We start from the raw sequence: 25,275 nt of genomic DNA, 5'->3' as shown, positions 1-25,275 counted from the left end.
ATCAAAAGCTCCAGTCAGGATAGCGGCCGTCACCGGTCGTCCAATCGGCACGCGAATTTGCGCCCACACGCTGCGCCGACACAGCGTAGCAGATTGCCCTTGCGCGCGCCGCCCGTCCTGCCGCAAATGGCGGCAGATCGACAGGCAAGGAAACGAGTGGACCATGACCGACACCACAGCAATCATCACCGAGAAGCGCGGGCAGGCGTTCTGGATCACCATCAACCGGCCGGAGAAACGCAACGCACTGAACGGAGACGTCATCGCCGGCATCACCAAGGGCTATCGCGACGCGCATGACGACAAGGACGTCCGCGTCATCGTGCTGACGGGCGCGGGCGACAAGGCGTTCTGCGCGGGCGCCGACTTGCAGAATTCCGGCGCCGCTTTCGCGATGGACCATTCCAAACCAAATGTCGACTATGCCGATCTGTTACGTTTGTCACAGAACGCCACCAAACCGGCGATTGCGCGGGTTGGCGGGGTCTGCATGGCCGGCGGCATGGGCCTGCTCTGCATGACCGACATGGCGGTGGCGGCCGATCACGTCGTCTTCGGCCTGCCGGAGGTCAAGGTCGGCGTGTTCCCGATGCAGGTGCTCAGCCTCCTGCAGAACATCGCGCCGCCGCGCCTCGTCAGCGAATGGGCGCTCACCGGCGAGCCGTTCGACGCCAGGGCGGCGCAGGCCGCGGGCCTGCTCAACTACGTGGTGCCGACGGCCGAGCTGGATGCCAAGGTCGACTGGCTGATCGGCCGCATCGTCGACAAATCGCCGACCGCGATCCGCCGCGGCAAATACGCCATGCGCGCCATCGCCGCGATGTCGTTCGACGAGAGCATCGCCTACACCGAAAGCCAGATCGCACTGCTCGCGATGACCGAGGACGCGAAGGAGGGGCTGAAGGCGTTCAGCGAGAAGCGCAAGCCGGTCTGGACGGGGAGGTGAGAGTTCGCGGATCCCACGCAAGCATCATCAGTTGTTCAAACGAGATCAAGCAGGGCAGCGCACCGGCCGTGGGTACCCAAGACGATGGAGAGTGATCGCCGTGCCGAGGGATGCGGTGTCCGCGTTACTACTACTCGCCCGCTCGGGTGGATGGTCAGACCGGAGCTCGATATGATGCAAGCCGCGGCGAAGACCGTCGTGCCGCAGAAGGACATTCCGCCGAAGATTGAGATCGCGCAGCACGGGACATCGAAGATGCGCGAGTTCCCGGCTGGAATCTTGGTGACGGAAGTTCATTGCGGTTGAGAGTTTTTGAAAGCGTCCTCAAGACGCAGGGTTGATCCCTCGGGGGACTTTGGATGACAACGCCCGGAGCAGTACCTTGTGGCACCGGGCGATCGGGTGCGATCATTCAATGGCGGCTTGCGTTGCTTTCGCGCTGGCGCAACACGATCTCGACGACGCGGCGGAGCCGTCGCACCGATCCGCCGCGCCAATGGTGCGCGATGACGGCGGTTTCGCTCGGGCTCAGGCCCTCGATCCAGCGCCGGTCCATTTCCTTGTCGCGGAGGATGTCGGTGACCACCGCGGGGATTAGAGCCAGCAGGTCGGCCTCCGTCGGCTTGGGAAAGTCTATCTTGCGGAATCGATCGAGCAAGGGAGAGGGCAGATTGTCGATGAAATTCGCCGTAGCAACGTAGCAAACGTGTCGCAGGTCAACGGTGGTCTGCAGCGCGGGATCCGGATATTGCCGCGCCGAGTCGATTTCGAGGAACCCGAGAAGGCAGTCAAACAAGCGGCCATGGTCTCGCCCCGTCGCGGCTTTGTCCAGCTCATCGAGCAGGATCATAACGTTGGCATGCCGGGCACGGGCGATCGCCAGAAGCGGATGGCACGGCTGCGCTGTAGCCCATCTGCGGTCGGTGCCTGCGAAGGCCGCGCCATCGGCACCGCTGGAATCAGTCCGCCACATGCCGACACCGAGCAGCTGCTGCAGTCGTTGCGCGAAACGAGTCTTGCCGCTGCCCGGTGGTCCCACCAGCAGCACCGGGCGGAAGGCGATCGTGGGGCGGCCGACGAGATCGGACAGCACGAAATCGACGACGTTGGCCGCGTAGCTGAATTCCGCCATCAACTGACGGCGCACGTCCGCAAGCGCCGGCGTCTTGATCAACGGCAAGGGTACATCGATCAGGCCTTTTAACGGCGTGACGATTTCCTTCAATTTATAGCCCGTCATGGTGACCGGATTCGTTCGCACCACGACGACATGCCCTTCGGGGACGGCCAGCAGCGGCCTCTCAGGATCGGCGTCGCTACGCATGGCCTCCCGCTCGTCGGCTTTACGCAGACGCTCCCGCGAGCGGGCGAACGCTGTCTCCTCGGCTTCATCGATCCTGCGCCGCGCCATGCGGGCGCCGAGCATCGCAGCTGCCCGGATTGCGGGCGTCTGAAAGGCACCTATAACTTCGTGCGCGCAGACTGGCAGCGCCGCCCAGCCATAAACTACGGCCTCCACCTCAGCGGCGAGGTCGAGGGGGATGGACTGCGGAAGTTTGCGAAAGGCGGCAACAAGCGCGCCTGCGACACGGCGGTGCTCTTCGCCGAGCCCCCTGTCGCGGGGTAGCGCCAGCGAGATCAGCCGCACGCAATCGGCAAGGCTTCGGCATTCGGACTTATCTTCGCGGACCGCCCGGTGGTCGAGCTCGGCGGCAAGCGCGCATCCGCTTGCGGCATCGGGCGTGTCGATCCATGTCTCCATCAAAGCGATGCCGGGGCAGACTGTCTCGATTTCGGCGGCGAGGCGCTGGTAGACCGAATGGTCGGCGCGCGAGGCCAGGATCGCGTAGCGCAGTACGCGTGGCAAGCTGGCAGGGGCCTGCTCGCCGGATGCGGAATCCTCGGCCGCGCCCTCGATGACATCCTCATCGAGGTCGCTCGGCGGCAGGTCATCCAGGTCATCGATCATGACATTGCTCGGCTCGCGTCGACGCCGAAACACGGCGGCAGCCGTTCCTACTGTGAAAAAATTGCGGATCGCTTTTGCCATTGCGGAGGAGGGCAAGGCCCCGCCTACGCAAATGACGAACATGGACGCCGCAGAAAACTTTCCGCAGCGTCCAGTCGCGCTCAGCTCTAAAGCTGCATCACCGGGCGCTGCGTCGGATCGACGGGCCGCCACTTCGAGCTATCGACATGCGCCCCGCAGACGGCCTTGGCGGCGGTCGCCATCGAGGGGAAGGCGATGTCGACGGTGACGCGCATGCGATCGATGGCGCCCGGGATCGGCGTCAGCACGCCTGCCTCGAACAAGGCGGCCCGACGCGCCCGGGTCACCGGGCTCGCGCTCGGATTGGTGGCGATGCGGAAATCCGAGCCGGCCGCCACTACGAAACGGTCGTTGGCGGGATAGCCGCGCGCCCAGATCGTCTCATCATAACGCAACTCGAACTCCGCGCCGCCAGGTGCCAGGTGCACGTCGATCTCCATCGGGCCGCTCTCCACATCGTCAGTCGCCTCCGGCGACAGCGCCGGCGCGTCCACCTGCGGCACGCCGCCCGGCAGCGGTTCGAAGGCGGTCACTCCGGCATCGAACAGCAAGCGTTTGGCGTCTTCGAGCATCCGCTCATGCAGCGGCAGGTCCAGCGGATCGATCTCGGGCATCCGCGGCGGGCTGCCCGCGACCACCTTCATGACGCCGCAGCGATCGGCCGCATGCGTTAGCCAGAACTGCAGGTAGGCCGCGGTCTCCTTCGTGAAGCGCACCTCCTTCGATGTCCCGCGCACCACGACCATCAGGCGGGCCCACGCCTTCTGCGGATCGGCAAGGTGTTCGCCCAACCGCCGGCTGAAGCAATTCGTCTCGCCGAGATAGATCGGGACGCTGCCATCCTGAGCGTCGCCGGTCATGGCATAAAAGGCCGGGCAGGCGAGTTCGCTCGCCACGAGCTTGGGGCCGAGGCTCATGGGGAAGACCAGAACCCTGACATGGGCGGCGCGGTCGATGATTTCGCGAACGTCTGCAACACCTCCATACGGGCGGTGCACATGGCTCGTGGTGCGCGTGCTGATGAGCGGCTTGTCCTTGAAGTAAGACATGTTGAAGATCTCCTGTTCGATCGAATGTCCGTTGAAATCCGAACCGCATGAGCCCTCGACGCCTCAAGTGCCGAGAAGCTGTGCCGTTCGGAAAGCTCGATGGGGCGAAGGCTAGCGGATCGCGATCCACGACAGCGAATGGCCGCCGTCCGTGCGCGCCGGACGGCCCAACGCGCCCATGAGCTCCCAGCGCGCTTGGCGCGACGGGATAGCCATCCGAGAGGGAACAGGAAGATCAAAAGCGAAATTCGCCGACGAATCGGCAATATACTGGCTGATAGCCATTGGTAGACTCCTTTACAGTCTGCGGTGGTTAGGTCGCCGTCCGATCTGATCCATCGGCGGCGGCCGCCCTGCGCTTCATTGCGCAAGCCGGACAAATATAGAACAAAATGTGGCCGTGCGCCACCGCAAAGTGAAAGATTCGTTTATTTTCCCGAAATTGTCCCGCCGATTTGCATCGTCCTTGAACTGCGCAGCTCGCTCGACGAGGCGACATCCCGCTACCGGCCGGCCTTGGGATAGTGGGATCTTGGTCCGAGATATCTTCGCTCGCAATAGTGGGGACCGCGAACGAAGCTTTGAACGGCCATCCATCGCAATCACGATAGGCTCGACGACCCAGACAAGTCGAGCGGCCGGCCGCCCACCCGGCAGGAGCGGTAAATTCCCTTGAGGCAGGGGGAGGAGCAAGCGTCTTCTCGGCAAACCTTATCTGTGACGTTTTTTAGTGTGCGCAGCGCTAGAGGGGACATCGCCGCCCCGCGTTGGCCTCAAAGGCCGCGGCCTGGATGCCTGCAACGCACACGCCTCGTCATTGTCGGAGAAGTCGCGGAGACGCCAACGGCGTCGAGGAGCGTGATGCCGTCCATGATCAGTACTCCGCCGGGCACGGCACAGCGCTAGTCCGAAGACGGTGAAGGACTTCATCGCGGCTGCAAAGGCGGCGAACGCGCCGTTCAAGATGGGTGGCACCCGCTCGCGACATCCTCCATGGGCTATCATCTGGCCAAGCGTTTCGCCAAGGACCCGAGAGCTTCGGCAAGGGCCGCACATGGATGGCGTGTTCGCGCCGGAGACGGCGGCACATGCCTCCTGCTGCTCGGCATTGCTGCCGATCCTGGCGCTCGGCATTCCTAGCTCCGGCACGCCGCGATCCTGCTCGGCGGGCCGATGGTGTGGGAGCTCAATCTGGGGCCGCTGCTGTCGTCGAGCACAAGGACTTCGTCTGGGGCCCGATCGCCTCGATGTATCTCAGCAATGTCGTCGGCCTCGTGCTGGTGCTCACGACGTGCCGATCTTCGCCTCGATCCTGCGCGTGCCGTTCGCTGCCGTCGCGCCGATGATTGTGTCCTGCGCGATCCGCGCCTATGCCATCCAGAATGCGATGTTCGACATCTGGCTGATACTCGGCTTCAGGGTGGTCGGCTACGCCTTCAAGAAGATCGGCACTCCGTGGCGCCGCTAACGCTGGCGCCCGTGCTCGGTAAGCGCGCCCCGGACGCCATAGCCCTGTCGATGACCGGCTCCGGTGGCGACCCTGCCGGATCGGAGCTGTGTTTGCAGGCCAAATACGAAACGGTTTCGCTTTTGACGGCTTCCGCGTGCTTGGACCGAAGTTCTACCTGAAGATGGCTGACGATGGTTATTCCGCTCACGCATTTAACCCTTGCAAATTGGGATTTTATTGGGCAGCCTCTAATCGAGAGCCGCCTGCCAAGCGGCTTCTCGTCGTGGTGTCGTAGGCGCGTTGTACCCCCGTAATTGCCTGTTTTTGCAGCGTCTCGCGGATCTTCCGCGTTGCAGCAGGCTCAGCGAGAGGTTGCCATGGGCACCAGATTCGACTACTCGGCGATTTCGCCGAGCGACGCCGCAGATCTGCGGAAGATCGCAGCGGAAGTACGCGAGCTCGTAAACCGCATGACACCGCTGCTCATCGATATTGGGGAGCGGTTGATTTCTGCAAAGGCGAAACTCCCCCACGGTACGTTCGGAGCATACTGCCGGGCCGAAGCTCGGGTGAACCCCCGCAGAGCGCAGCTGTGCATGCGGCTCGCGCGCTTCGCGCGCTCGCACTCCCAGACCCATGTGTTCGCGGCACGGACGGGCTACATGCTGGCAAAGACGAACACGCCCCCGCAGGTGATCGCAGAGGTGATGACGGAAGCGCGCGCGGGGCGGGCGCCGAGTCACAGCGATGTCGAATCGCGTATCGCGGCCACAAAGTCCGAAAAGTCGTCCTCGTCCGTCCTGGATGTCGATAAGCTCGCAGCGCGCCTTTTGGACGCACTCGACGAGGACGATGTCCGTAATGTTATCCTCCTGGTCGGCAAGGGGACCAGAGCAATCACCTCGCTGTTCTGCGAGCGTCTCCGGGCTGGCCTGCAACAGCAGCGCAGCACCGATACCTCTGAAGTGACTTCGCAGAGCCCGCACTAACCCTGCGTCGCTCAATTGGGCTTCGACGGCACAATCGCAACACGCCGATTGCGCCGTCGACACTCACACTGGCGGGAAACGAGTCTTCGTTCGCCCGACCTTACAACTGTTGCAAGAGGGGCCAAGTAACGGGGGGTGTCGACCCGAATGGGCCTACTCTACGTGCCCGTTGTAACCCTTGGCGTCAGATGAGCGAGCAGGAAACTCCCAAAACTCGCGACTTGCGGCTCGCCCCGCGACCGGTCGAGCCCCTGAGGCAAGCGCTCAATCTGCAGAAGTTTCCCAAGCCGACCGAGAATGATGCTTTTGGCACCCCCGCGGGGCAGCAGCTTGCTACTGCAAGCGAATTTGCCTGGGAGCCTTTTCCGACACCCATGGATTCCATATCCAATCCCGCCATCGCCTTGCCAGCGTGTCGATCCGTTCGCGATCACGTCAGACCTCGCGGTCCCCATCCTGAAGAGCTGAAGATGGTTGTGACTGCTATCACGCAGCGAAATTTGCGGCGGCGCGCTTCATGGCGCCTGCGCAATCTCGATCTAGGCGAAGAAGCGCAGGAGAATCAGGACGGACTTCTTGCCGGCGAGGGCCGAGTGAATGAGGCGAAGCCCGATACTTACGCAGGATATCTGAGCCGCGGAATTGGACTGCTGGCGCGCTACAAACATGAGCTCAATATTCGTGCGCCAACCGAAGACGTCGACCCGCGTATTTTCGCCAATTGGGTCCTCGCATCGAAGTCCACATCGACGGCGGGGACATGGCGCAACTATCGTCAGGCGGCAGTAGCTGTCATTCGCACCATCCCTTCGATCCATATCGAGGAAGCGATTGGGTTGCTGAATGAAGATCTTCAGGTCGGAGCGGATGAAGGGCGTTCGCGGACCCCTTTGGACGGCGAGACCGACGGATGCTTCGCCAAGCGAATGGACCGCTTGCACTTCTTGCGGCTGAGGCAGGCGGTCCTTGATTTGAAGCCCAGCAAGGTGCGCTTCGCCTTGTGGAATTGGCTGAATGCCGGCATGCACACCGGCCTCCGACCGATGGAATGGGAAACGGCGTTTATCGAGAGGATCGCGCACAAAGACGGTTCGCAGATATGGTTGCATGTCGTAGCCCTGCGAGGCGACGAGGAAGAGCATGCCTACCGGTCGTTGGATATCACGACCTTCAGTTCCGAAGCACAGCAAGCTGTCGAGCGTATGGTCGAGCTATCCAGGAGCTGGACGTCATTCAATCGATTCGCCATCTGGCAGAGAGAAGTAGCGAAGTTGCTGGGTTCGATCTGCGACGAGATCTTCCCGCGGATGGCTCTGCCTTACACGCTCTGGAGCTTGCGTTACCAGTTTATCGCGAACATGGCATCGCGTTACGACCGCGAGGAGGTTGCTGCGTTAACCAACTATGTTCCTAGCGACAAAAAAGCCAAGCATTATCAGAAACGGCGTCCTTACTGGCTCAAGAACGAAATAGAGGAAGTGCCGGCTCCCTTGCTCGAACAGGTTACGCGCATCAAGAGCCGGTTGAAATTTGCCGACGAGAGACAGGCCATCAACTCGATGAAACAGGCCGCAGCCAGGAGCAGGCGATAGTTCACGCTGCCGATCTCGTGGCATTCGAACCTTCAAACAGACCGGTGCTTCGATTTGGAGAACAGCTATCCCGCGTTGGCCTTCAGCCCCGCGGCCTGGATGCCTGCCACCGCACAGGCTTCATCATTGTCGGAGGTATCGCCAGAAATGCCGACGGCGCCGAGCAAGGTCGTGCCGTCCATGATCAGCACGCCGCCGGGAACCGCGACCAGCGCGCCCTTCGCAATCGTGTTCACGGCGTCGATGAAATAGGCCTGCTCCTGGGCGCGCTGGTAAAGAGCGCGCGAGCCCATGCCCATCGCGAGCGCGCCGTAGGCCTTGCCGTGAGCGATCTCGGCGCGCATCAGGCTGGTGCCGTCCTGCGCGGCGGCGATTTTGAGCACGCCGCGGACGTCGAGGATCGTGACGACAAGCGGCTTCAGCTTCAGCTCGACGGATTTGGCAAAGGCGGCGTCCAGGATCTTGCGGGCGGTGTCGAGCGTGAGGTCAGCCATGGATGGGGTCCTTTGCAGCTGGAGATGTGGAATTCGTTTCGGCGCGATCGAGGCTCATCGCCAGCACACGCGCGACGTGAAGCGCCTCGCGCTGGACGCCGTCGCGGATCTGATGGCGGCATGAGGTGCCGTCGGCGACCACGAGGGTGTTGTGGTCGGCGCGGCGTACGGCGGGCAGCAGCGACAGTTCGGCCATCTCGATCGAGGCATCGTACGTGTCGGCCCCATAGCCGAACGCGCCGGCCATGCCGCAGCAGCTGGACTCGATGGTCTCCACCTGAAGGCCGGGTACGAGGCGCAACACCTGCTCGACCGGCTTGAAGGCGCCGAAGGATTTTTGATGGCAATGGCCGTGGACGACGGCCTTCTCGGCGACGCTGCCGAGCGGCAGTTGCAGTCGGCCGGCCTCGGCCTCGCGCACCAGAAACTCCTCGAAGGTCAGCGCATGGGCGGTGACGGCCTTGGCATCATTGTCCTTGCGTAGCGAAGCGAGCTCGTCGCGCAGCGTCAGCATGCAGCTTGGCTCGAGGCCTACGATCGGAACGCCGCGCGCGGCGAAGGGCGCGAACGCCGCGACGAGGCGATCGAGCTCGGACCTGGCTTCGTCGACCAGTCCGGCCGAGAGGAAGGTGCGGCCGCAGCACAGCGGACGGCTACCGGTCGCAGGCTTCGGCATGTGCACGCGATAGCCGCCGGCCGCGAGCACGCGCAACGCGGCCTCGAGGTTTTCGCGCTCGTAGATACGGTTGAAGGTGTCCGCGAACAGCACGACCTCGCGGCCAGTCTCAGGTCCGATGGCTGCTGTCGGTGGCACGAACACGTCGCTGCGGAAGGCGGGCAGGGCGCGGCGCGCGCTGATGCCGGCAAAGCGCTCGAACAGCTTTCGCAGCAAGGAGCTGTTGTTGCGCAAATTCGCTAGCGGCGCAAAGCGCGCGGCGAGGCCGGCATAGCGCGGCAGATATCCGACCAGGCGGTCGCGCAGCGTCAGGCCGTGGCTCGCGGCACGCGCGGCCAGCACCTCGATCTTCATCTTGGCCATGTCGACGCCGGTGGGGCATTCATGACGGCAGGCCTTGCAGGAGACGCAAAGCTTGAGCGTTTCCATCATCTCGTCGCACGAGAGCGCATCGGGGCCGAGCTGGCCGGAGATCGCAAGCCGCAACGTGTTGGCGCGGCCGCGCGTGACGTCTCTCTCGTTGCGCGTGGCGCGGTAGGACGGGCACATCACGCCGCCCTCGAGCTTGCGGCAGGCGCCATTGTTGTTGCACATCTCGACCGCGCCCTGGAAACCGCCGCCGGCGCCGGGGTAGGCCGACCAGTCGAGCTTCGTCCGCAGCTCCTTGACACGATAGTCAGGCTTGAAGCGGAACAGCGAGCGGTCGTCCATCTTGGGCGCGTCGACGATCTTGCCGGGATTGAGCACGCCATCGGGGTCGAAGCGGTGTTTCACTTCCCGGAAATCGGCGACGAGACGCTCGCCGAACATGGTCTCATGGAATTCGGAGCGCACCAGGCCGTCGCCATGCTCGCCGGAATGCGAGCCCTTGTATTCGCGCACCAGCGCGAACGCCTCCTCGGCGATGGCGCGCATTGTCTTGACGTCTTTCTCCAGCTTCAGATTCAGCACCGGGCGCACATGCAGGCAGCCCTCGGAGGCGTGTGCGTACATCGTACCGCTGGTGCCGTGCCTGGCGAACACCTCGTTCAACCGCGCGGTGTAGTCGGCGAGGTGCGGCAGCGGCACGGCGCAGTCCTCGACGAACGAGACCGGCTTGCCCTCCTGCTTCATCGACATCATCACGTTGAGGCCGGCGGCGCGGAAATCGGCGATGCCGCTCTGCAGCGCCGGTTCTGTGATTTCGACCACGCCGCCCCATTTGCGCGTGTCGTTAGTCCAGCCGAAGCCCAGATCGCCCATCAGCTCGGTGAGTTGCTCCAGGCGCAACAGATTGTCCGCCTGGTCTTCCTCGGCGAATTCGACCACCAGCACGGCATCCGGATCGCCCTTGATCGCCGCATTGATGATCGGCTTGAACATCGCGATGTCGCGGCCGAGCGCGAGCATGGTGCGGTCGACCAGCTCGACCGCGATCGGCTTCAGCTTGACCAGATGCTGGGCCGCGTCCATCGCCTCGTAGAAGCTGCCGAAATGGCAGACGCCCAGCGCCTTGTTGCGAATGACGGGCCAGAGCTTCAGCTCGACCTTGGTGGTGAAGGCGAGGGTGCCTTCGGAGCCGACCAGGAGATGCGCCATGTTGTTGCGGGCGTTGCGCGGCACCAGGGCATCGAGATTATAGCCGCCGACGCGGCGCTGCACCTTTGGAAAGCGCGCCGCGATCTCGTCGGCCTCGCGCGTCCCGAGATCGAGCATGTCGCGGAACAGGGCGCGCATGTCGTCGCCGGCGTCGCTGTCCGAGAGGTCACACGAGACCTCGCCGAACCGGCTTAGCGTGCCGTCGGCGAGCGAGGCCTCCAGCGAAAGGGTGTTGTCGCGCATGGTGCCGTAGCGCAGCGAGCGGCCGCCGCAGGAATTGTTGCCGGCCATGCCGCCGATGGTGGCACGGGAGGCGGTGGAGACGTCGACCGGAAACCACAGGCCGTGCTTCTTGAGCTGGCGATTGAGGTCGTCGAGCACGATGCCGGGCTCGACCACGCAGGTGCGGCCCGCGACGTCGAGCGACAGGATCCGGTTCAGGTGCTTCGAGAGATCGACCACCAGTCCGTCATTGACGGTCTGGCCGCATTGTGAGGTGCCGCCGCCGCGCGGGGTGACCTTCACGCCCTCGTCGCGGGCGATCGCAAGGGCCCGCAGCGCCTCGTCCATGCTCTTGGGCACGACTACGCCCGTGGGCATGATCTGATAGAACGAGGCGTCGGTGGCATAGCGGCCGCGGCTGAAGCCGTCGAACAGGACATCACCCGTGATTTCCCGGGCCAGACGCGCCGCCAGGCCGTCCTTTTGGGTCGATTTCGGTGATTTTCCAGCCACTTCCGTTGCCATAATCCGCTTTTGCCTGTTCGTCGGCCCCGTCTTGCCTCCCGTCACGGCGCTTGGCAAGCGAGCCCTGCTTCTTGTGCATTGACGGCCCCCCTTGGGCGAGGGACAAGCCCGGCGAATAGTGATATGCGAGCGGCTCGCGGGAGCCCCGAATTCGGGTTGCCCCACGCGCACGCCAAGACAAGCTTCAAAGACCGGGAAGGACGCCGATGACCGTGCATACTGGAAGGCATTTCCTACAGATTCCAGGACCGACCAATGTGCCCGACCGGGTGCTGCGGGCGATGGACATGCCGACGCTGGACCATCGCGGTCCGGAGTTCGCCGAGCTCGGCTTCGCCGTGCTTGCCGCGATGCAGCGTGTGTTCCGCACCAAGCAGCCCGTGATCATCTTCCCCTCGTCCGGCACCGGCGCCTGGGAAGCGGCGATGGTCAACGTGTTCTCGCCCGGCGACAAGCTCCTGATGTGCGAGACCGGCCAGTTCGCCGTGCTGTGGCGCGGCATCGCCGACAAGTTCAAGCTCGACGTCGATTTCATCCCGAGCGACTGGCGCCATGGCGCCGACCTCGCTGAGATCGAGAAGCGTCTCGTCGCCGACAAGCAGCACACGATCAAGGCGGTCTGCGTCGTGCACAACGAGACCTCGACCGGCTGCGTGACGCCGCCGCTCGAAGTCCGCAAGCTGCTGGATCGAGTCAAGCATCCCGCGCTTCTGATGGTCGACACCATCTCCGGCCTCGGCTCGATGGAATATGAGCACGATGCTTGGGGCATCGACGTCTCGGTTGCGGGCTCGCAGAAGGGCCTGATGCTGCCCCCCGGCCTCGGCTTCAACGCCGTCTCGGAGAAGGCGCTTGCCGTCGCCAAGGCCAACCCGGGCATGCGTTCCTATTGGGACTGGCAGGAAGTCATCAGCTTCAACAAGCTCGGCACCTTCCCCTACACGCCCGCCACCAATCTGCTCTACGGCCTGCGCGAGGCCGTGAAGATGCTGGAGGAGGAAGGCCTCGAGAACGTCTGGTCCCGCCACAAGCGCCATAGCGCTGCGACGCGCGCGGCGGTGAAGGTCTGGGGCCTGGAGACGCAGTGCGCCGACCCCGCCGCGCATTCGCCGGCGCTGACCGGCGTGCGCGTGCCCGATGGCCACGACGCCGATGCCTTCCGCAAGGTGGTGCTGGAGAACTTCGACATGTCGCTCGGCACCGGCCTGAACAAGGTCAAGGGCAAGGTGTTCCGCATCGGCCATATCGGCCATTTCAACGATCTGATGCTGATGGGCACGCTCGCGGGCGTCGAGATGGGCCTTGATCTTGCAAAGATTCCGCACCGGAGCGGCGGCGTGCTGGCGGCCATGGACGTCCTGAAGGGACGCGACGTGGTGCCGATGACCAAGGCTCAGGTGGCCTAAGGGCTCAAGGCGGCCTGATCGATCAGGCCAGAGAACCAAAGAAGAAGTGAGCGCGCGATGAACGCACCGACGACGACGAACGAAGACCTGCTCTACTCCGTCACCGACGGCATCGCGCGGATCACCTTCAACCGCCCCCAGGCGCGCAACGCCATGACCTTCGCCATGTATGACCGCATGGCGGAGATCTGCACCGAGATCAACGCCGATCGCTCCATCAAGGCGCTGATCCTGACCGGCGCCGGCGACAAGGCGTTCGCCTCCGGCACCGACATTTCCCAGTTCCGCGCCTTCAAGACCGCGCAGGACGCGCTCGACTACGAGGCGCGCATCGACCGCGTGCTCGGCACGCTGGAGCAGTGCCGCGTGCCCGTGATCGCGGCGATCGCCGGCGCCTGCACTGGCGGCGGCGCCGGCATCGCGGCCTGCTGCGATCTTCGCATCGGCACCGAGACGACGCGGATGGGTTTCCCGATCGCGCGCACGCTCGGCAACTGCCTGTCGATGTCCAACATCAGCCGCGTGGTCGCGCTGGTCGGTCCCGCCCGCACCAAGGACCTGATCTTCAAGGCGCGCCTAGTCGAGTCGCAGGAAGCACTGTCGCTCGGTCTGCTCAACGAAATCGTGCCCGATGTCGAGACGCTGCAGCGCCGCGCCGACGAGACCGCAAAGCTCGTTGCGAGCCATGCGCCGCTGACGCTGGAGGCGACCAAGGAGGCGGTCCGCCGCATCCGCCGCACGCTGTCGCGTGAGGAGGGCGAGGACCTGATCCTCAAGGCTTATATGAGCGAAGATTTCCGCGAGGGCATGGACGCCTTCCTCAACAAGCGCGCGCCCGTCTGGAAGGGCAAGTAGCCTGGGGTTGCAGTTGTCTATCTTGCCGTCCCAACAAAGTATCCGTCTGCCTCGCCGTCTATATTGAATCTTGGGCAGACGCAAAAGCTTCCGGGTGAACTGCGAGTTGGACACACGACATCTGATGTTCCCGGGGGCAATTCAGAGGCATTTACGAGGCATCGCGATTTGGGTTTTGGATCCTGCGGCACGGCCATGGCAAACACGATGGTACCAGTACCGACCAGCATTAAGACAACCAGGGCACCCTGAAGGAAGCTCATGCGTAGTCCTCATAGGGGCAGCAAATACTCGCGTTTGCAGTTTTCCCAATCTCGATACGGCTCGGCGCCGATAAAGCCCACTCCTAGATCCATACCGCAGCACCGAAAATTTGGAGAGCGCCATATAGTTACTCTTCGCGCCGATAAGAATTCTGTAGCGCCTGTGTCTCGCGAATTTCTCGGTAACTAGTCGCTTCATCTATGAGGCGCATTGTGCATGACCGTTCCAACTGCTCGGCGATAATTTGAGCGCGGTTGGCGATGTTGTGCTGAGTGGCTTTCAAGACCTCAGCATGTTGGGCCCGCGCAAAGACATCACAGATCTTTTTGAGGAAGTTCGGGGCGTAACCAAATATCTTAGCGCCCTGTTTGGTCCGGAATTCGATCTGGTTAGCTATTATGGAAAGGTCTTCATTGACGAAAGGCTTTAGATTTTGTGCTGTCAAGAAAGCAGGGAGATTGGCGCTGTTCCTGTAATATTGACGGCATTTTCCTTTGACTGGCCGAATGCGACCAAGGCCGGCCATAAGGCCACCTTGAGTAATCACACGCTGTCCGTTGTCGAGAACGGCAACCTCGATTTCGAAATCTCCAAACCGAAGGGCGCCTTGATGCGTCGCCTGCGGCAAGTTCCTCGCCCAACGCGCCTTGGCCGCCTTCCGAGCAATCTCCCGTCGCTCGTCACTTGATAGCGCAGCTGCCCTTGCGGTGCCGCCCGCAGCACGGGCGGGAACTCCCCACTGGACTTTCCACCGCGTTCTCCGCCGCTCGTGGTCGAGGTCTAAGCTTACTTTTCTACGCGTATTCATACTTTCACGAATATGGTCAGATAAGAAAATTGCAAGCGCGGTATGGAAGCAAAATGAGCTTGGACATGAAACAGTCTAGGCCGCGAGCAACTCCGGATCATTCAGTATGGCCCTGACATGTTCAGGTGAAGAGCACTGCCAAACGGCTGTGCAAAACGCCCTCAGCATCATGTCCTTACATTTGATTTGTGGAACCGGCCGAAACGTGGCCGTGAGAGCCTGAGCGACGGTTAGTGCCTGGTAGATATTCCGCTCCTGATAAAGCTTCGGACCAAAGAGACTCCCCAGCAATCCGCCCCAGAAGCTGGGCTTGTGAGAACGTACTGAGACGCCCCTCTTGCCGACGGAGACCCAGCAAGCGTCACCGCTGTCCAAGATGATCGTTGCGTCGTGACCAAACTTCTCGTTGATGTAGAGCAGGCGCGGCATCGCTTCATCACTCTCAGCTTCTAATTGAAATTCCAAATAACGGAATTGATCCCCGTCCATTGGTAACTTGCTGGCCCCGGGTATGCCCTTCAGTTCTTTCTCCGCGCCTCTGAGCCGACGGGCGCTTGTAGCTTAGTTGCGCAGGTCCTGTCTCATTGCGCATCTCATTCCAAAGTCATAACGGGAATGACCTGGGATGGCTTGAACTCAGCCCAATTCGCCCGCACAATGGTCCTGAATTCATCTCTGAATTTCCAATCGAAACAAGACCATAGGGAAGACGCGCGTGGGACATGGAATGAAGGCCGCGATTACGCTGACAATGGCGCTGTCCGGCACGCCGGCATTCGCCGGCTGGGAGCCGGCAAAGCCGGTCGAGATCGTGGTCGCCGCTGGCGCGGGCGGGGCCTCGGATCAGATGGCGCGGATGATGCAGGCCGCGATCCAGAAGAACAATCTGATGAAGCAGCCGATCGTCGTCTCGCTCAAGGGCGGCGCCTCGGGTGCGGAAGCGCTGATGTACATGAAGTCCAGCGAGGGCGATCCGAACAAGGTGCTGATCGCCTATTCGCTGATCTACATGCTGCCGCTGTCGGCGAAGATCCCGTTCAACTGGCGTGAGCTGACCCCGGTCTCGGTGATCGCGCTCGACCAGTTCGTGCTCTGGGACAACAGCGCCGGCCCCAAGACGGTGAAGGAGTTCGTCGTGGCCGCGAAGGCGGCGAGCGCGCCGTTCAAGATGGGCGGCACCGGCTCCAAACGCGAGGACCACGTGCTGACCGTTTTCCTCGAGCAGAAGACCGGCGCGAAGTTCTCCTATCTGCCCTACAAGTCAGGCGGCGAGGCCGCGACCCAGCTCGTCGGCAACCACACCGAGGCCAACGTCAACAATCCCAGCGAAAACCTCGAGGTCTGGCGCGCGGGCCAGGTGCGTCCGCTCTGCGTGTTCGACAAGGAGCGGATCTCCTACACCACCAAGGTGACGGACACGCAGTCCTGGGCCGACATCCCGACCTGCAAGGAAGAGGGCGTCGACGTCCAGTATCTGATGCTGCGCGCGATGTTCCTGCCCGGCAAGGTCACGCCGGAGCAGCAAGCGTTCTATGTCGACCTCTTCCACAAGGTGACGCAGACCGCCGAGTACAAGGAATACATGGAAAAGCAGGCGCTGAAGCCGATCTTCCTCACCGGCAAGGACATGGTGCAGTTCCTCGAGGAGGACGATGCCACCAACAAGGCGCTGATGACGGAAGCCGGTTTCGTCGCGAAGTAGCCGTCTTCTTCGCCTCTCCCCGCTTGCGGGGAGAGGCCGCATCGCATCGAAGATGCGATGCGGGTGAGGGGGACTCTCCGCGAGTTCAGCTTTCACCGTCTCCGTGGAGACTTCACTTCACCCCAACCCTTTCCCCGCAAGCGGGGAGAGGGGGAATTGATCGCACTCCGTACCTGACAAAGCATGTCCCAAACCGATCTTGAAATCGTCGTCGACGATCCGACCGCGCCTGAAGACGACTCGCCCGCCGTCGTCTCGTCCGGAACCATCGAGATATTCGTCTGCCTCCTGTTGCTCGCCCTGGCCGTCACGCTCGGCTACGACAATTGGCGCACCGGCGCCTCCTGGGATTCGACCGGGCCGGAGCCCGGCTATTTCCCGTTCTATCTCTCCATCATCCTCGGCGGCGGCAGCCTCTACGGTCTGGTCGCGGCGCTGGTCGCACACCGCAAGGCGGCCGAGACCTTCGTCACGCGCGCGCAGGCGCGCCGTGTGCTGGCGGTGTTCGTGCCGACGCTGCTGTTCTGCCTCGCGATGCAGTTCCTCGGCCTCTATGTCGCGAGCTTCCTCCTGATCGCCGGCTTCATGCGCCTCGTCGGCAAGATCGCGCTGTGGAAGTCGCTGCTCACCGCCTTTGTGTTCACGGCGGTCATGTTCGTCACTTTCGACGTCGCCTTCGATGTCATCATGCCGAAGGGACCGCTTGAAGCGGCCCTCGGTCGCTAGGCGAGGCCGCGATGGAAGCTCTCGGTCTCCTCCTTCACGGCTTCGCCGTCCTTTTGACCTGGAAGACGCTCGTGCTGATGATGGTCGGGCTCGTGCTCGGCATCTTCGTCGGCGTGCTCCCTGGCCTCGGCGGACCCAACGGCGTGGCGATCCTGCTGCCGCTGACCTTCACGATGGATCCGACCTCGGCCATCGTGATGCTGTCCTGCATCTACTGGGGCGCGCTGTTCGGCGGCGCCATCACCTCGATCCTGTTCAACATCCCCGGCGAGGCCTGGTCGGTCGCGACCACCTTCGACGGCTATCCGATGGCGCAGCAGGGCAGGGCGGCCGAAGCGCTGACCGCGGCGTTCACCTCATCCTTCATCGGATCGCTCGTTGCGGTGCTTCTCATCACCTTCCTCGCGCCGATGATCTCGTCCTTTGCGCTGAAGTTCGGTCCGCCGGAATTCTTCGCGGTCTATCTGCTGACCTTCTGCTCCTTCGTCGGTCTCGGCCGCGAGGCCAAGCACAAGACCGTCATCTCGATGTCGCTCGGACTTCTGCTCGCCGGCATCGGCATGGACACCGTGTCGGGCAATCTGCGCATGACCTTCGGCTCGTCCGAGCTTTTGCGCGGCATCAACTTCCTCGTCGCCGTCATCGGCCTGTTCGGCATCAGCGAGATTCTGCTGACGATGGAGGAGCGGCTGGCGCTGCGCGGTCACGCCGCGAGCATTTCGCTGCGCGTCGTGCTCAGCGTCTGGAAGGACCTGCCGAAATACTGGGTGACACTGCTGCGCTCCTCCTTCATCGGCTGCTGGCTCGGCATCACGCCGGGCGGCGCGATCGCGGCGTCCTTCATGGGCTACAATCTCGCCAAGCGTTTCGCCAAGGAGCCCGAGAGCTTCGGCAAGGGCCGCATCGAAGGCGTGTTCGCGCCGGAGACCGCGGCGCATGCCTCGGGCACCTCGGCGCTGCTGCCGATGCTGGCGCTCGGCATTCCCGGCTCCGGCACCGCTGCGATCCTGCTCGGCGGTCTCATGGTGTGGGGGCTCAATCCCGGTCCGCTGCTGTTCGTCGAGCACAAGGATTTCGTCTGGGGCCTGATCGCCTCGATGTATCTCGGCAATGTCGTCGGCCTCGTGCTGGTGCTGACGACGGTGCCGATCTTCGCTTCGATCCTGCGCGTGCCGTTCGCCGCGGTGGCACCGATGATCGTGGTGTCCTGCGCGATCGGTGCCTACGCGATCCAGAATGCGATGTTCGACATCTGGTTGATGCTCGGCTTCGGCATCGTCGGCTACGTCTTCAAGAAGATCGGCATTCCGCTGGCGCCGTTCACGCTGGCGCTGGTGCTGGGCAACCGGGCCGAGGATGCCTTTCGCCTCTCGATGATCGGCTCCGGCGGAAACCTCGGGGTGTTCTGGTCGAATGGGCTGGTGGGGTCGATTACAACCCTGGCGATTGTTCTGTTGTTCTGGCCGGTGATCGACGGTGTGCTTACCCGTGTCGGATTGTCGCAGAGGACCAAAGCGACATCGCCATAAACCCGAATAATTCGCCGATTCAACGGCATAACGGGCTGGTGTCGTCCCAGTCCGGTTCGCTACACGCCCCGATTGTTTCCCATTGTTGCTGGTCCGGCACAGCCCTCGGGCAGCCTCCGACGTATATTTTCATCACGAAATCGTGCGACAGGGGGAGTCTCCATGAGGCGGATTGTGATTGGAATGGCGGCGGCGATGTCGCTGTTCGCGACGGGTGCCGTGGCTGCTGATCTCGGGGCAAAGCCCTACGTCAAGGCGCCGGTCATGGTCGATCCGGGCTGGAGCTGGACCGGCTGGTACGTCGGCGGCAATGCCGGCTACAGCTGGGGTCGCTCGCGCTCCAACGCTTCCTTCTTCGACTCTGGGACTGGTGCGCCGATCGCACCGCCCGCCGGCTCCATCACCAGTGCATCGTTCGACATGAATGGCGCCATTGCCGGTGGCCAGGCCGGTTATAACTGGCAGCGCGCCAACTGGGTGTTTGGCGTCGAGGGTGACCTGCAATGGTCGGACGAGAAGGGCCGTGCCGGCTTCTCTTGCGTCGGCACCGCCGCAGCTCCGGTCGCCGGCCCCTGTCTTCCCACCTTCACCTTCCTTCCGCCCGGCGGCCTTGCCGGCACCACCCTGGCGATCGACCAGAAGCTCCAGTGGTTCGGCACGGTTCGCGGTCGCGTCGGTATCCTCGCGACCCCGAAGGTGCTGTTCTACGGCACCGGCGGCGTGGCCTTCGGCGAGATCAAGACCACCGGCACGATGTCGAGCTTCAGCACCGTCGCGCCCTTCGGCCCGATCTCGTCGGTCGGCTCGAGCTCGACGACGCGTGTCGGCTGGACCGCCGGCGCAGGCGTCGAGGGCAAGATCACCCGGAACTGGAGCGCCAAGCTCGAATATCTCTACATGGATCTGGGTCGCTACACGACCGGCACATTCACGCTGGCGCCCGTGCTTCCGATCAGCGCCAATGTTTCGACCCACTTCACCGACCACATTCTGCGCGCTGGCATCAACTACCAGTTCGACAGCCCGGTGATCGCGAAGTACTGAATCAAAAAGGGCGTCAACAACAAGCAAAGCCCGGCCTCGCGCCGGGCTTTGTCGTTCCTGTCCTGACTTCAGGACAATGCAGCAGCACCGCCGAACGGACGCACCGATCGTTTTGTTGCGATCGCGCCACATCCGCAGCCTGATCTGCGCGACGCGAACTCCGGACATCGTGCGTGTCGGGTGGCATCTGACGCCATCACGGCGTTCCGGGAAGAACATCCCGATCATCAAACTACGCTGAAATAGCAGCGATTCCGCGCTTCGCCGCGCTGGCCGGCGCATGCCGTGCACGCGCCGCGCGCTGCCGCCATCGTGCAAACGGCTGACCTTCGAACGCAGGACGCGGAGCGATCCGCGCTTTCCTAGTGTCGCGGCACTGAATCGCCCGCGTCTTTGCGCGGAGGCGAACTGGCAACGCCGTCACTCGAGGGAAGAACTGATGATACGAACTCTGCTGGCCGCGATCGCAATGCTGCTGGCACCAGGTGCCTTCGCCGCCGATCTTGCGGTGCCGCGCATCTACACCAAGGCGCCGCCTGTGGCCGTGGATCCCGGCTATAATTGGAGCGGCTTCTATGCCGGCCTCAACGTCGGCTACGGCTGGGGCCGCTCGTCCACGACGGCTGATTTCATCGACAGCGCAAATGGTGCGCGGCTGAGCACGAGCGCCGGTACGCTCGATCTCAACGGCGTCACCGGCGGCGGACAGATCGGCTACAACTGGCAGCGCGACATGTTCGTTGTCGGTCTTGAAGCCGATTTCCAGGGGAGCGGCCAGAAGGGCAGCCTGGAGGCGCTGTGCGCCGGCGCGCCTGCCGGCTTGCAGGACGGCGTCTGCACGCTCGGCCACCGCGGCGACAACACGTTCGATCCGGCGCTGCCCGTCACGCTCAGCCTGATCCAGAAGCTCGACTGGTTCGGCACCGTCCGCGGGCGGCTCGGCGTCGCGGTGACGCCGCGCGTGCTGTTCTACGGCACCGGCGGTCTCGCCTATGGCCGGGTCTCGACCTCGGGCAGTGTGAGCGCGATCAATGTCGGCGGCACTCCGGGTGCCGACGGTGGAACGTTCACGCCGGTATCGGCAAGCTTCAGCAACAGCACGACCAAGGTCGGCTGGAGCGCGGGCGCGGGTATCGAAGGCGCCTTCGCCGACAATTGGAGCGCCAGGCTCGAATATCTCTATGTCGATCTCGGAACCGTCTCGGGCTCGCTCGCAACGCCCGTGATCGCGCTCAGCGGCGCGCCTCTGGTCGTCGGCTATCGCTCGCACATCACCGACAACATCCTGCGCTTCGGCGTGAACTATCGCTTCAGCGGCACCTGACCGGGGCCGCTCATCCCGGAATCAAAAAGCCCGGCACAATCGCCGGGCTTTTTCGTCCGCGACGTCGGGTCGAGGCGCTCACACCACCTTGGCGTCGCGGAGCTTCGCGATCTCGTCCGCGCTGAGGCCGAACTCCTTCAGCACTTCCTCGGTCTGCTCGCCGAATTCCGGCGGCCGCGCCACCATCTTGCTCGGCGTGCGCGACAGCGTCACGGGCTGGCCGACCAGGCGGATGTGGCGGTTCTCGTCATTCGGCACGTCCTGCGCGATGCCGAGATGCCGGACCTGCGCGTCGTCGAACATCTGGTCGATGGCGTAGATCGGCCCGCACGGCACGCCGGCGTCGTTGAACTCGCGGACCCAGGTCTCGGTGGACTTCGTCACCGTGCGCTTCTCGATCTCGGCATTGAGCGCGTCGCGGTTCTTGGAGCGGGCCGGGGCTGTCGCGTAGTCGGGATGGCTGTAGAGCTCCGGCGCGCCGATCGCCTGAGCACAGCGCTCCCAGATCCGGCCGCCGGTCGCGGCAATGTTGATGTAGCCGTCAGAGGTCTTGAACACGCCGGTCGGAATGCTGGTCGGATGGTTGTTGCCGGCCTGCTTGGCCACGTCCTTTTCCATCAGCCAGCGGGCGGCCTGGAAGTCGAGCATGAAGATCTGGGCCTGCAACAGCGAGGTCTGCACCCACTGGCCCTTGCCCGACACCTCGCGCTCGAGCAGCGCGGTCAGGATGCCCATGGCGCAGAACAGGCCCGCGGTGAGGTCGGCCACGGGAATGCCGACCCGCATCGGGCCTTCGCCCGGCGCACCGGTGATGGACATCAGCCCGCCCATGCCCTGGGCGATCTGATCGAAGCCGGGCCGCTTGTGATAGGGGCCGTCCTGGCCGAAGCCGGAGATGCTGCCATAGACGAGGCCCGGATTGATCGCGGCAAGGCTGTCATAGTCGATGCCGAGCTTCTTCTTCACGTCGGGGCGGAAGTTCTCGACCACGACGTCGGCCTTGGCGGCAAGGCGCTTGAACACGGCAAGGCCGCGCTCGTCCTTGAGGTTCAGCGTCATCGCCCGTTTGTTGCGGTGCAAATTCTGGAAGTCCGCGCCCTGCCGTGGCCCGCCCATCTGCTCGCCGCCGGCATCCTCGAGCAGCGCGTCGATCTTGATGACGTTGGCGCCCCAGTCCGCAAGCTGCCGCACGCAGGTGGGGCCGGAACGGACCCGGGTCAGATCGAGCACGGTGAAGCGCGACAGGGCTTCCGAGGCATGCGGAAAAGGCATCGTGAAAGGCTCCGGGACAGTGGCGGGCCTACCATAGTGGCGAAAGATCGGGCAGCAAGTCCGGCCCCGCGCAGCCAGCTATGCGCCGGGGTTGAAAATCGCGATGCGCGCCGTTGAGGAGCTGCAGGTCAGCCGCATGCGTGGCCTTCGACCGGTGGTGCCGCCTAGGGTCTGTACTCAATAAGGATTCCGGCAGAGCGCGGTTTGTGATTCAAGGTCCTCTAAAGATGATTTGGAGGCCGGAATGGCGAAGGCGCTCTTCCTTTTGAACGATGCGGAATGGCGTCGGATCGAGCCGTTGTTACCCCGTGGTCGGCGTGGGGCGCATCGGGTGGACGACCGCCGGGTGATCAGCGGGATCGTTTATATGCTACGCTCGGGTGGTCGTTGGCGCGATTGCCCGACGGGGTATGGTCCCTACACGACGGTCTACAATCGCTATAACCGCTGGAGCCGTCAGGGGATTTGGCACGACATCTTTAAGGCTCTGACCGGTCATAGTGGCATCTTCGGCACCGTCGCCATCGACAGCACCCACGTCAAAGCCCACCGGTCCGCCGCTGGCGCAAAAGGGGGGACTTCGCGCAAGGGATCGGCCGCTCGCGCGGCGGGCGCACGACGAAGCTCCACGGCCTGACCGACGCGAAAGGCGCCCTCGGGTGCTGCTGCTCACTGCCGGCAACGTCAACGACATCACCGTTGCTGCCGATCTGGTCCGCGCTATCGGTCCTTTCCGCCGCCTGATTGCCGACCGCGGATACGACGCCGACCACCTGCGCAACCTGATCAAAAGCTGCAGGGCAGAACCGGTCATCCCCTCGACCGCATCAAGGCGCAGCCCGATCCCCTACGACAAACGCGCCTACAAGCAACGAAACCGCGTCGAGCGCATGTGGTGCAGACTCAAGGACTGGCGTCGCATCGCAACTCGATACGACAAACTCGCCAGGAACTACCTCAGCGCAGCCTTCATCGCCGCCGCCGTTACCTATTGGCTCAATTGAGTCCGGACCCTAGCGCGACAGGCGCCTGAGATCGTCCCGCGCCTTTGCGGCCAGCGGGTCGTCACCATGGCGCGCGATGAAAAGCTCGTAGGCTTCCACCGTGTCCTTGCGGCGCGCCGCGTCGTATTCCTCCGCCACGGCGACGGCTGGATCGCGCGCGGGTGGAACCGTCGGCGCGCGCATCCCGCTTGTGCCTTCAGCCGCCTTCGCTTTGGAATGCATAATGGCTGGTCCTCCGGAGCAGGCGATAGTGAGCAACGCGCCGAGCATACAGGCTGGCAGTCGAAGTATCTTCATGGCTTCCTTCACAGCTCGGAATTGCGCGATACCCTTGTTCCGCGCAGTTGTGCCGATTGAAGAAAATCGTCAGTCCGATTGTGCGAAAGTGAACACTTGCGCAAAAGCCAAAGGGATTTCAATAGTTAGAGTGCGGATGACGGCTGCCGCCCTTTTTTGGTGCTCACCTCGCCGTCCCAAAACGGCGCAAAAAAGCAGTCCGGGTCTTGAACCTCCCTCAGGTTGCAAGCACAAATCGAAGGAGGTTGCTGCGTGCGGTTCGTTTACGCCGGACGATTGTGGGCAACGCGGACAAATGCCCACGACTGTCGTATTGCTCCAATGCCAACCTGATATAGTGCCTGCGAACAACAAGAAGCCGACCGCAAACGGATCGCGCAAATTTCGACAGGGGCCTGCCCAGTTTCTTAAAACGCTTCCGTTTTCCCGTGCCTCCTCGAGCTACGAGTACCTGCTCGCGGAAAGACTGCATTACTGAGCAAATCTCACCATTGAGGAGACATAGCATGCGTCGCATTGGTTTTATGGCTTTGGCCGTCGGATTATTCCTGCCTGTCCTCGCGTCGGCGCCCGCCCACGCCCAAGCGACCCGAACCTGGGTTTCCGGTGTCGGTGATGACGTCAACCCCTGTAGCCGCACCGCACCATGCAAGACCTTCGCAGGTGCGATCTCCAAGACCGCCGCCTCCGGCGAGATCAACTGCCTTGATTCAGCCGGCTTCGGCGCCGTCACTATTACCAAATCCATCAGCATCATCTGTGAAGGCGTGATCGGCGGCATTCTGTCGGCCGGTACCAACGGCGTAATCATAAATGCTTTAGCCACCGATGAGATCGTCCTGAAGGGCCTCGATATCAACGGCGTCAATACCGGCCTAAATGGCATTCGGGTGCTGTCGGCGGGAGCGGTGACAGTCCAGGATTGTATTATCCAAAACACCAGCCAGTTCGGGATCCAGATCAACAACGGTGCGGCCTCGACCATCATGATCTCGCGCGTTACCGTTACCAACAACGCCCTCGGTGGCGTACAACTCAGGCCCAGTGCCGCCAGCGCGCTGCTCACGGGCTTGCTTGAAAATCTCGTCGCCTACAAGAACGGCGCCGGTATCGTGATCGATGGAAACGGCGGCAGTTCCGTCAATGCCACGATTCGCAACAGCAACTTCGGCAACAACACCGGGGCCGGGGTTTCGTTGGCCACGGGCGGTGCGGCGCTGGTTGCCATGATAAGCAAATCGGCGATTGTCGGCAACGGTACTGGTATAAGTGCAGGCGCCAATACCTTCGCCCGGATTGGCCAGACCGAGATCAACGCCAATTCGGTCGGCATCAGCGGCACCGTGTCTTCCTTCGGAACCAACCAGATTCTTGGCAATGGTTCTGGTGAAGCGGTGACGCTGCTTTCTCCGGCACTGAAATAGCCGGAACATTCCACCGGGCGCGAGGCGCCGCGGCAGAATTAAGCAAGGC

Annotated in this window: 21 protein-coding genes and 3 pseudogenes; 14 read left to right on the top strand and 10 right to left on the bottom strand. The window is 63.0% G+C overall.

What is annotated here, in order from left to right; translation table 11 throughout:
* Positions 1 to 163: 163 nt before the first annotated feature.
* Together QRQ56_RS22930 and QRQ56_RS22925 are read left to right on the top strand one after the other, a co-directional pair.
* Positions 164 to 946 (top strand): enoyl-CoA hydratase/isomerase family protein, encoded by a 783-nt coding sequence (locus tag QRQ56_RS22930; RefSeq protein ID WP_438743142.1) that lies wholly within the window; start codon positions 164 to 166, stop codon positions 944 to 946.
* Between the two features lie 171 nt (positions 947 to 1,117).
* Positions 1,118 to 1,252: a hypothetical protein gene (locus tag QRQ56_RS22925; protein WP_438743141.1), complete on the top strand. Its 135-nt coding sequence runs from the start codon at positions 1,118 to 1,120 to the stop codon at positions 1,250 to 1,252.
* Positions 1,253 to 1,358: 106 nt separating this feature from the next.
* Here the strand turns inward: QRQ56_RS22925 and QRQ56_RS22920 are convergent, their stop codons facing one another.
* From QRQ56_RS22920 to QRQ56_RS22905, 4 genes and pseudogenes are all read right to left on the bottom strand, one after another.
* The gene (locus tag QRQ56_RS22920; RefSeq protein WP_438743140.1) at positions 1,359 to 2,915 is read right to left on the bottom strand and encodes an AAA family ATPase; all 1,557 of its coding nucleotides are present in this window, start codon (positions 2,913 to 2,915) and stop codon (positions 1,359 to 1,361) included.
* A gap of 167 nt (positions 2,916 to 3,082) precedes the next feature.
* Complete coding sequence (locus QRQ56_RS22915; protein ID WP_438743139.1) at positions 3,083 to 4,045, bottom strand: hypothetical protein; 963 nt, start codon at positions 4,043 to 4,045, stop codon at positions 3,083 to 3,085.
* Between the two features lie 111 nt (positions 4,046 to 4,156).
* Complete coding sequence (locus tag QRQ56_RS22910; RefSeq protein WP_438743137.1) at positions 4,157 to 4,330, bottom strand: hypothetical protein; 174 nt, start codon at positions 4,328 to 4,330, stop codon at positions 4,157 to 4,159.
* A gap of 457 nt (positions 4,331 to 4,787) precedes the next feature.
* Positions 4,788 to 4,938, bottom strand: a pseudogene (locus QRQ56_RS22905) (heme-binding protein); the annotation flags it as partial.
* An 85-nt stretch (positions 4,939 to 5,023) separates the two neighbouring features.
* Here QRQ56_RS22905 and QRQ56_RS22900 point away from each other — a divergent pair.
* From QRQ56_RS22900 to QRQ56_RS22890, 3 genes and pseudogenes are all read left to right on the top strand, one after another.
* Positions 5,024 to 5,584: pseudogene (locus QRQ56_RS22900) on the top strand (tripartite tricarboxylate transporter permease); the annotation flags it as partial.
* Positions 5,585 to 5,872: 288 nt separating this feature from the next.
* Positions 5,873 to 6,484, top strand: coding sequence for a DUF3102 domain-containing protein (locus QRQ56_RS22895; RefSeq protein WP_438743136.1), 612 nt, complete (start codon positions 5,873 to 5,875; stop codon positions 6,482 to 6,484).
* Positions 6,485 to 6,672: 188 nt separating this feature from the next.
* Positions 6,673 to 8,076 carry a hypothetical protein gene (locus tag QRQ56_RS22890; RefSeq protein ID WP_438743135.1) on the top strand — a complete coding sequence of 468 codons (1,404 nt, stop codon included), beginning with the start codon at positions 6,673 to 6,675 and terminating at the stop codon, positions 8,074 to 8,076.
* A 65-nt stretch (positions 8,077 to 8,141) separates the two neighbouring features.
* Here QRQ56_RS22890 and QRQ56_RS22885 read toward each other — a convergent pair whose 3' ends face one another.
* Both QRQ56_RS22885 and QRQ56_RS22880 read right to left on the bottom strand, forming a co-directional pair.
* On the bottom strand, positions 8,142 to 8,570 hold the full coding sequence (locus tag QRQ56_RS22885; RefSeq protein ID WP_438743133.1) for a GlcG/HbpS family heme-binding protein: 429 nt from the start codon (positions 8,568 to 8,570) through the stop codon (positions 8,142 to 8,144).
* On the bottom strand, positions 8,563 to 11,571 hold the full coding sequence (locus QRQ56_RS22880) for an FAD-binding and (Fe-S)-binding domain-containing protein (protein WP_438743131.1): 3,009 nt from the start codon (positions 11,569 to 11,571) through the stop codon (positions 8,563 to 8,565). Before QRQ56_RS22880 ends, QRQ56_RS22885 begins: the two co-directional genes overlap by 8 nt.
* Positions 11,572 to 11,777: 206 nt before the next feature.
* Here QRQ56_RS22880 and QRQ56_RS22875 point away from each other — a divergent pair, with 206 nt between their 5' ends.
* On the top strand, positions 11,778 to 12,977 hold the full coding sequence (locus QRQ56_RS22875) for a pyridoxal-phosphate-dependent aminotransferase family protein (protein ID WP_438743129.1): 1,200 nt from the start codon (positions 11,778 to 11,780) through the stop codon (positions 12,975 to 12,977).
* 57 nt (positions 12,978 to 13,034) lie between these two features.
* Positions 13,035 to 13,832: an enoyl-CoA hydratase/isomerase family protein gene (locus QRQ56_RS22870; RefSeq protein WP_438743128.1), complete on the top strand. Its 798-nt coding sequence runs from the start codon at positions 13,035 to 13,037 to the stop codon at positions 13,830 to 13,832.
* Between the two features lie 391 nt (positions 13,833 to 14,223).
* Here the strand turns inward: QRQ56_RS22870 and QRQ56_RS22865 are convergent, their stop codons facing one another.
* Positions 14,224 to 14,724 carry a hypothetical protein gene (locus tag QRQ56_RS22865; protein WP_438743126.1) on the bottom strand — a complete coding sequence of 167 codons (501 nt, stop codon included), beginning with the start codon at positions 14,722 to 14,724 and terminating at the stop codon, positions 14,224 to 14,226.
* Between the two features lie 255 nt (positions 14,725 to 14,979).
* Positions 14,980 to 15,393, bottom strand: a complete 414-nt coding sequence (locus tag QRQ56_RS22860) for a hypothetical protein (RefSeq protein ID WP_438743125.1) — start codon at positions 15,391 to 15,393, stop codon at positions 14,980 to 14,982.
* Between the two features lie 238 nt (positions 15,394 to 15,631).
* Between QRQ56_RS22860 and QRQ56_RS22855 the strand changes: the two genes are divergently transcribed.
* The 5 genes from QRQ56_RS22855 (at position 15,632) to QRQ56_RS22835 (ending at position 21,229) form a co-directional block, all read left to right on the top strand.
* Entirely contained in the window at positions 15,632 to 16,606 is a 975-nt protein-coding gene (locus tag QRQ56_RS22855) for a Bug family tripartite tricarboxylate transporter substrate binding protein (protein ID WP_438743124.1), read from the top strand.
* Between the two features lie 183 nt (positions 16,607 to 16,789).
* Positions 16,790 to 17,332 (top strand): tripartite tricarboxylate transporter TctB family protein, encoded by a 543-nt coding sequence (locus tag QRQ56_RS22850; RefSeq protein ID WP_438743123.1) that lies wholly within the window; start codon positions 16,790 to 16,792, stop codon positions 17,330 to 17,332.
* A gap of 11 nt (positions 17,333 to 17,343) precedes the next feature.
* Positions 17,344 to 18,861: a tripartite tricarboxylate transporter permease gene (locus QRQ56_RS22845; RefSeq protein ID WP_438743122.1), complete on the top strand. Its 1,518-nt coding sequence runs from the start codon at positions 17,344 to 17,346 to the stop codon at positions 18,859 to 18,861.
* Positions 18,862 to 19,023: 162 nt separating this feature from the next.
* Positions 19,024 to 19,905: an outer membrane protein gene (locus QRQ56_RS22840; protein WP_438743120.1), complete on the top strand. Its 882-nt coding sequence runs from the start codon at positions 19,024 to 19,026 to the stop codon at positions 19,903 to 19,905.
* Positions 19,906 to 20,344: 439 nt separating this feature from the next.
* Complete coding sequence (locus QRQ56_RS22835; protein WP_438743118.1) at positions 20,345 to 21,229, top strand: outer membrane protein; 885 nt, start codon at positions 20,345 to 20,347, stop codon at positions 21,227 to 21,229.
* A 78-nt stretch (positions 21,230 to 21,307) separates the two neighbouring features.
* On the opposite strand, the gene QRQ56_RS22830 is transcribed toward QRQ56_RS22835, so the two are convergent.
* The gene (locus tag QRQ56_RS22830; protein WP_438743116.1) at positions 21,308 to 22,501 is read right to left on the bottom strand and encodes a CaiB/BaiF CoA transferase family protein; all 1,194 of its coding nucleotides are present in this window, start codon (positions 22,499 to 22,501) and stop codon (positions 21,308 to 21,310) included.
* Positions 22,502 to 22,745: 244 nt separating this feature from the next.
* Here QRQ56_RS22830 and QRQ56_RS22825 point away from each other — a divergent pair.
* Positions 22,746 to 23,505: pseudogene (locus QRQ56_RS22825) on the top strand (IS5 family transposase).
* A 9-nt stretch (positions 23,506 to 23,514) separates the two neighbouring features.
* Here the strand turns inward: QRQ56_RS22825 and QRQ56_RS22820 are convergent.
* Positions 23,515 to 23,802, bottom strand: a complete 288-nt coding sequence (locus tag QRQ56_RS22820; RefSeq protein ID WP_438743114.1) for a hypothetical protein — start codon at positions 23,800 to 23,802, stop codon at positions 23,515 to 23,517.
* Between the two features lie 506 nt (positions 23,803 to 24,308).
* On the opposite strand from QRQ56_RS22820, the gene QRQ56_RS22815 reads away from it, so the two are divergent.
* Positions 24,309 to 25,226, top strand: coding sequence for a right-handed parallel beta-helix repeat-containing protein (locus QRQ56_RS22815; RefSeq protein WP_438743112.1), 918 nt, complete (start codon positions 24,309 to 24,311; stop codon positions 25,224 to 25,226).
* The last annotated feature ends 49 nt before the right edge of the window (positions 25,227 to 25,275 follow it).

The sequence above is a fragment of the Bradyrhizobium sp. U531 genome (genome assembly GCF_051710265.1).
Lineage (GTDB): Bacteria > Pseudomonadota > Alphaproteobacteria > Rhizobiales > Xanthobacteraceae > Bradyrhizobium.
Note: the sequence above shows the minus strand (reverse complement) of the source record. Positions and strands in the feature narration are given on the sequence as shown.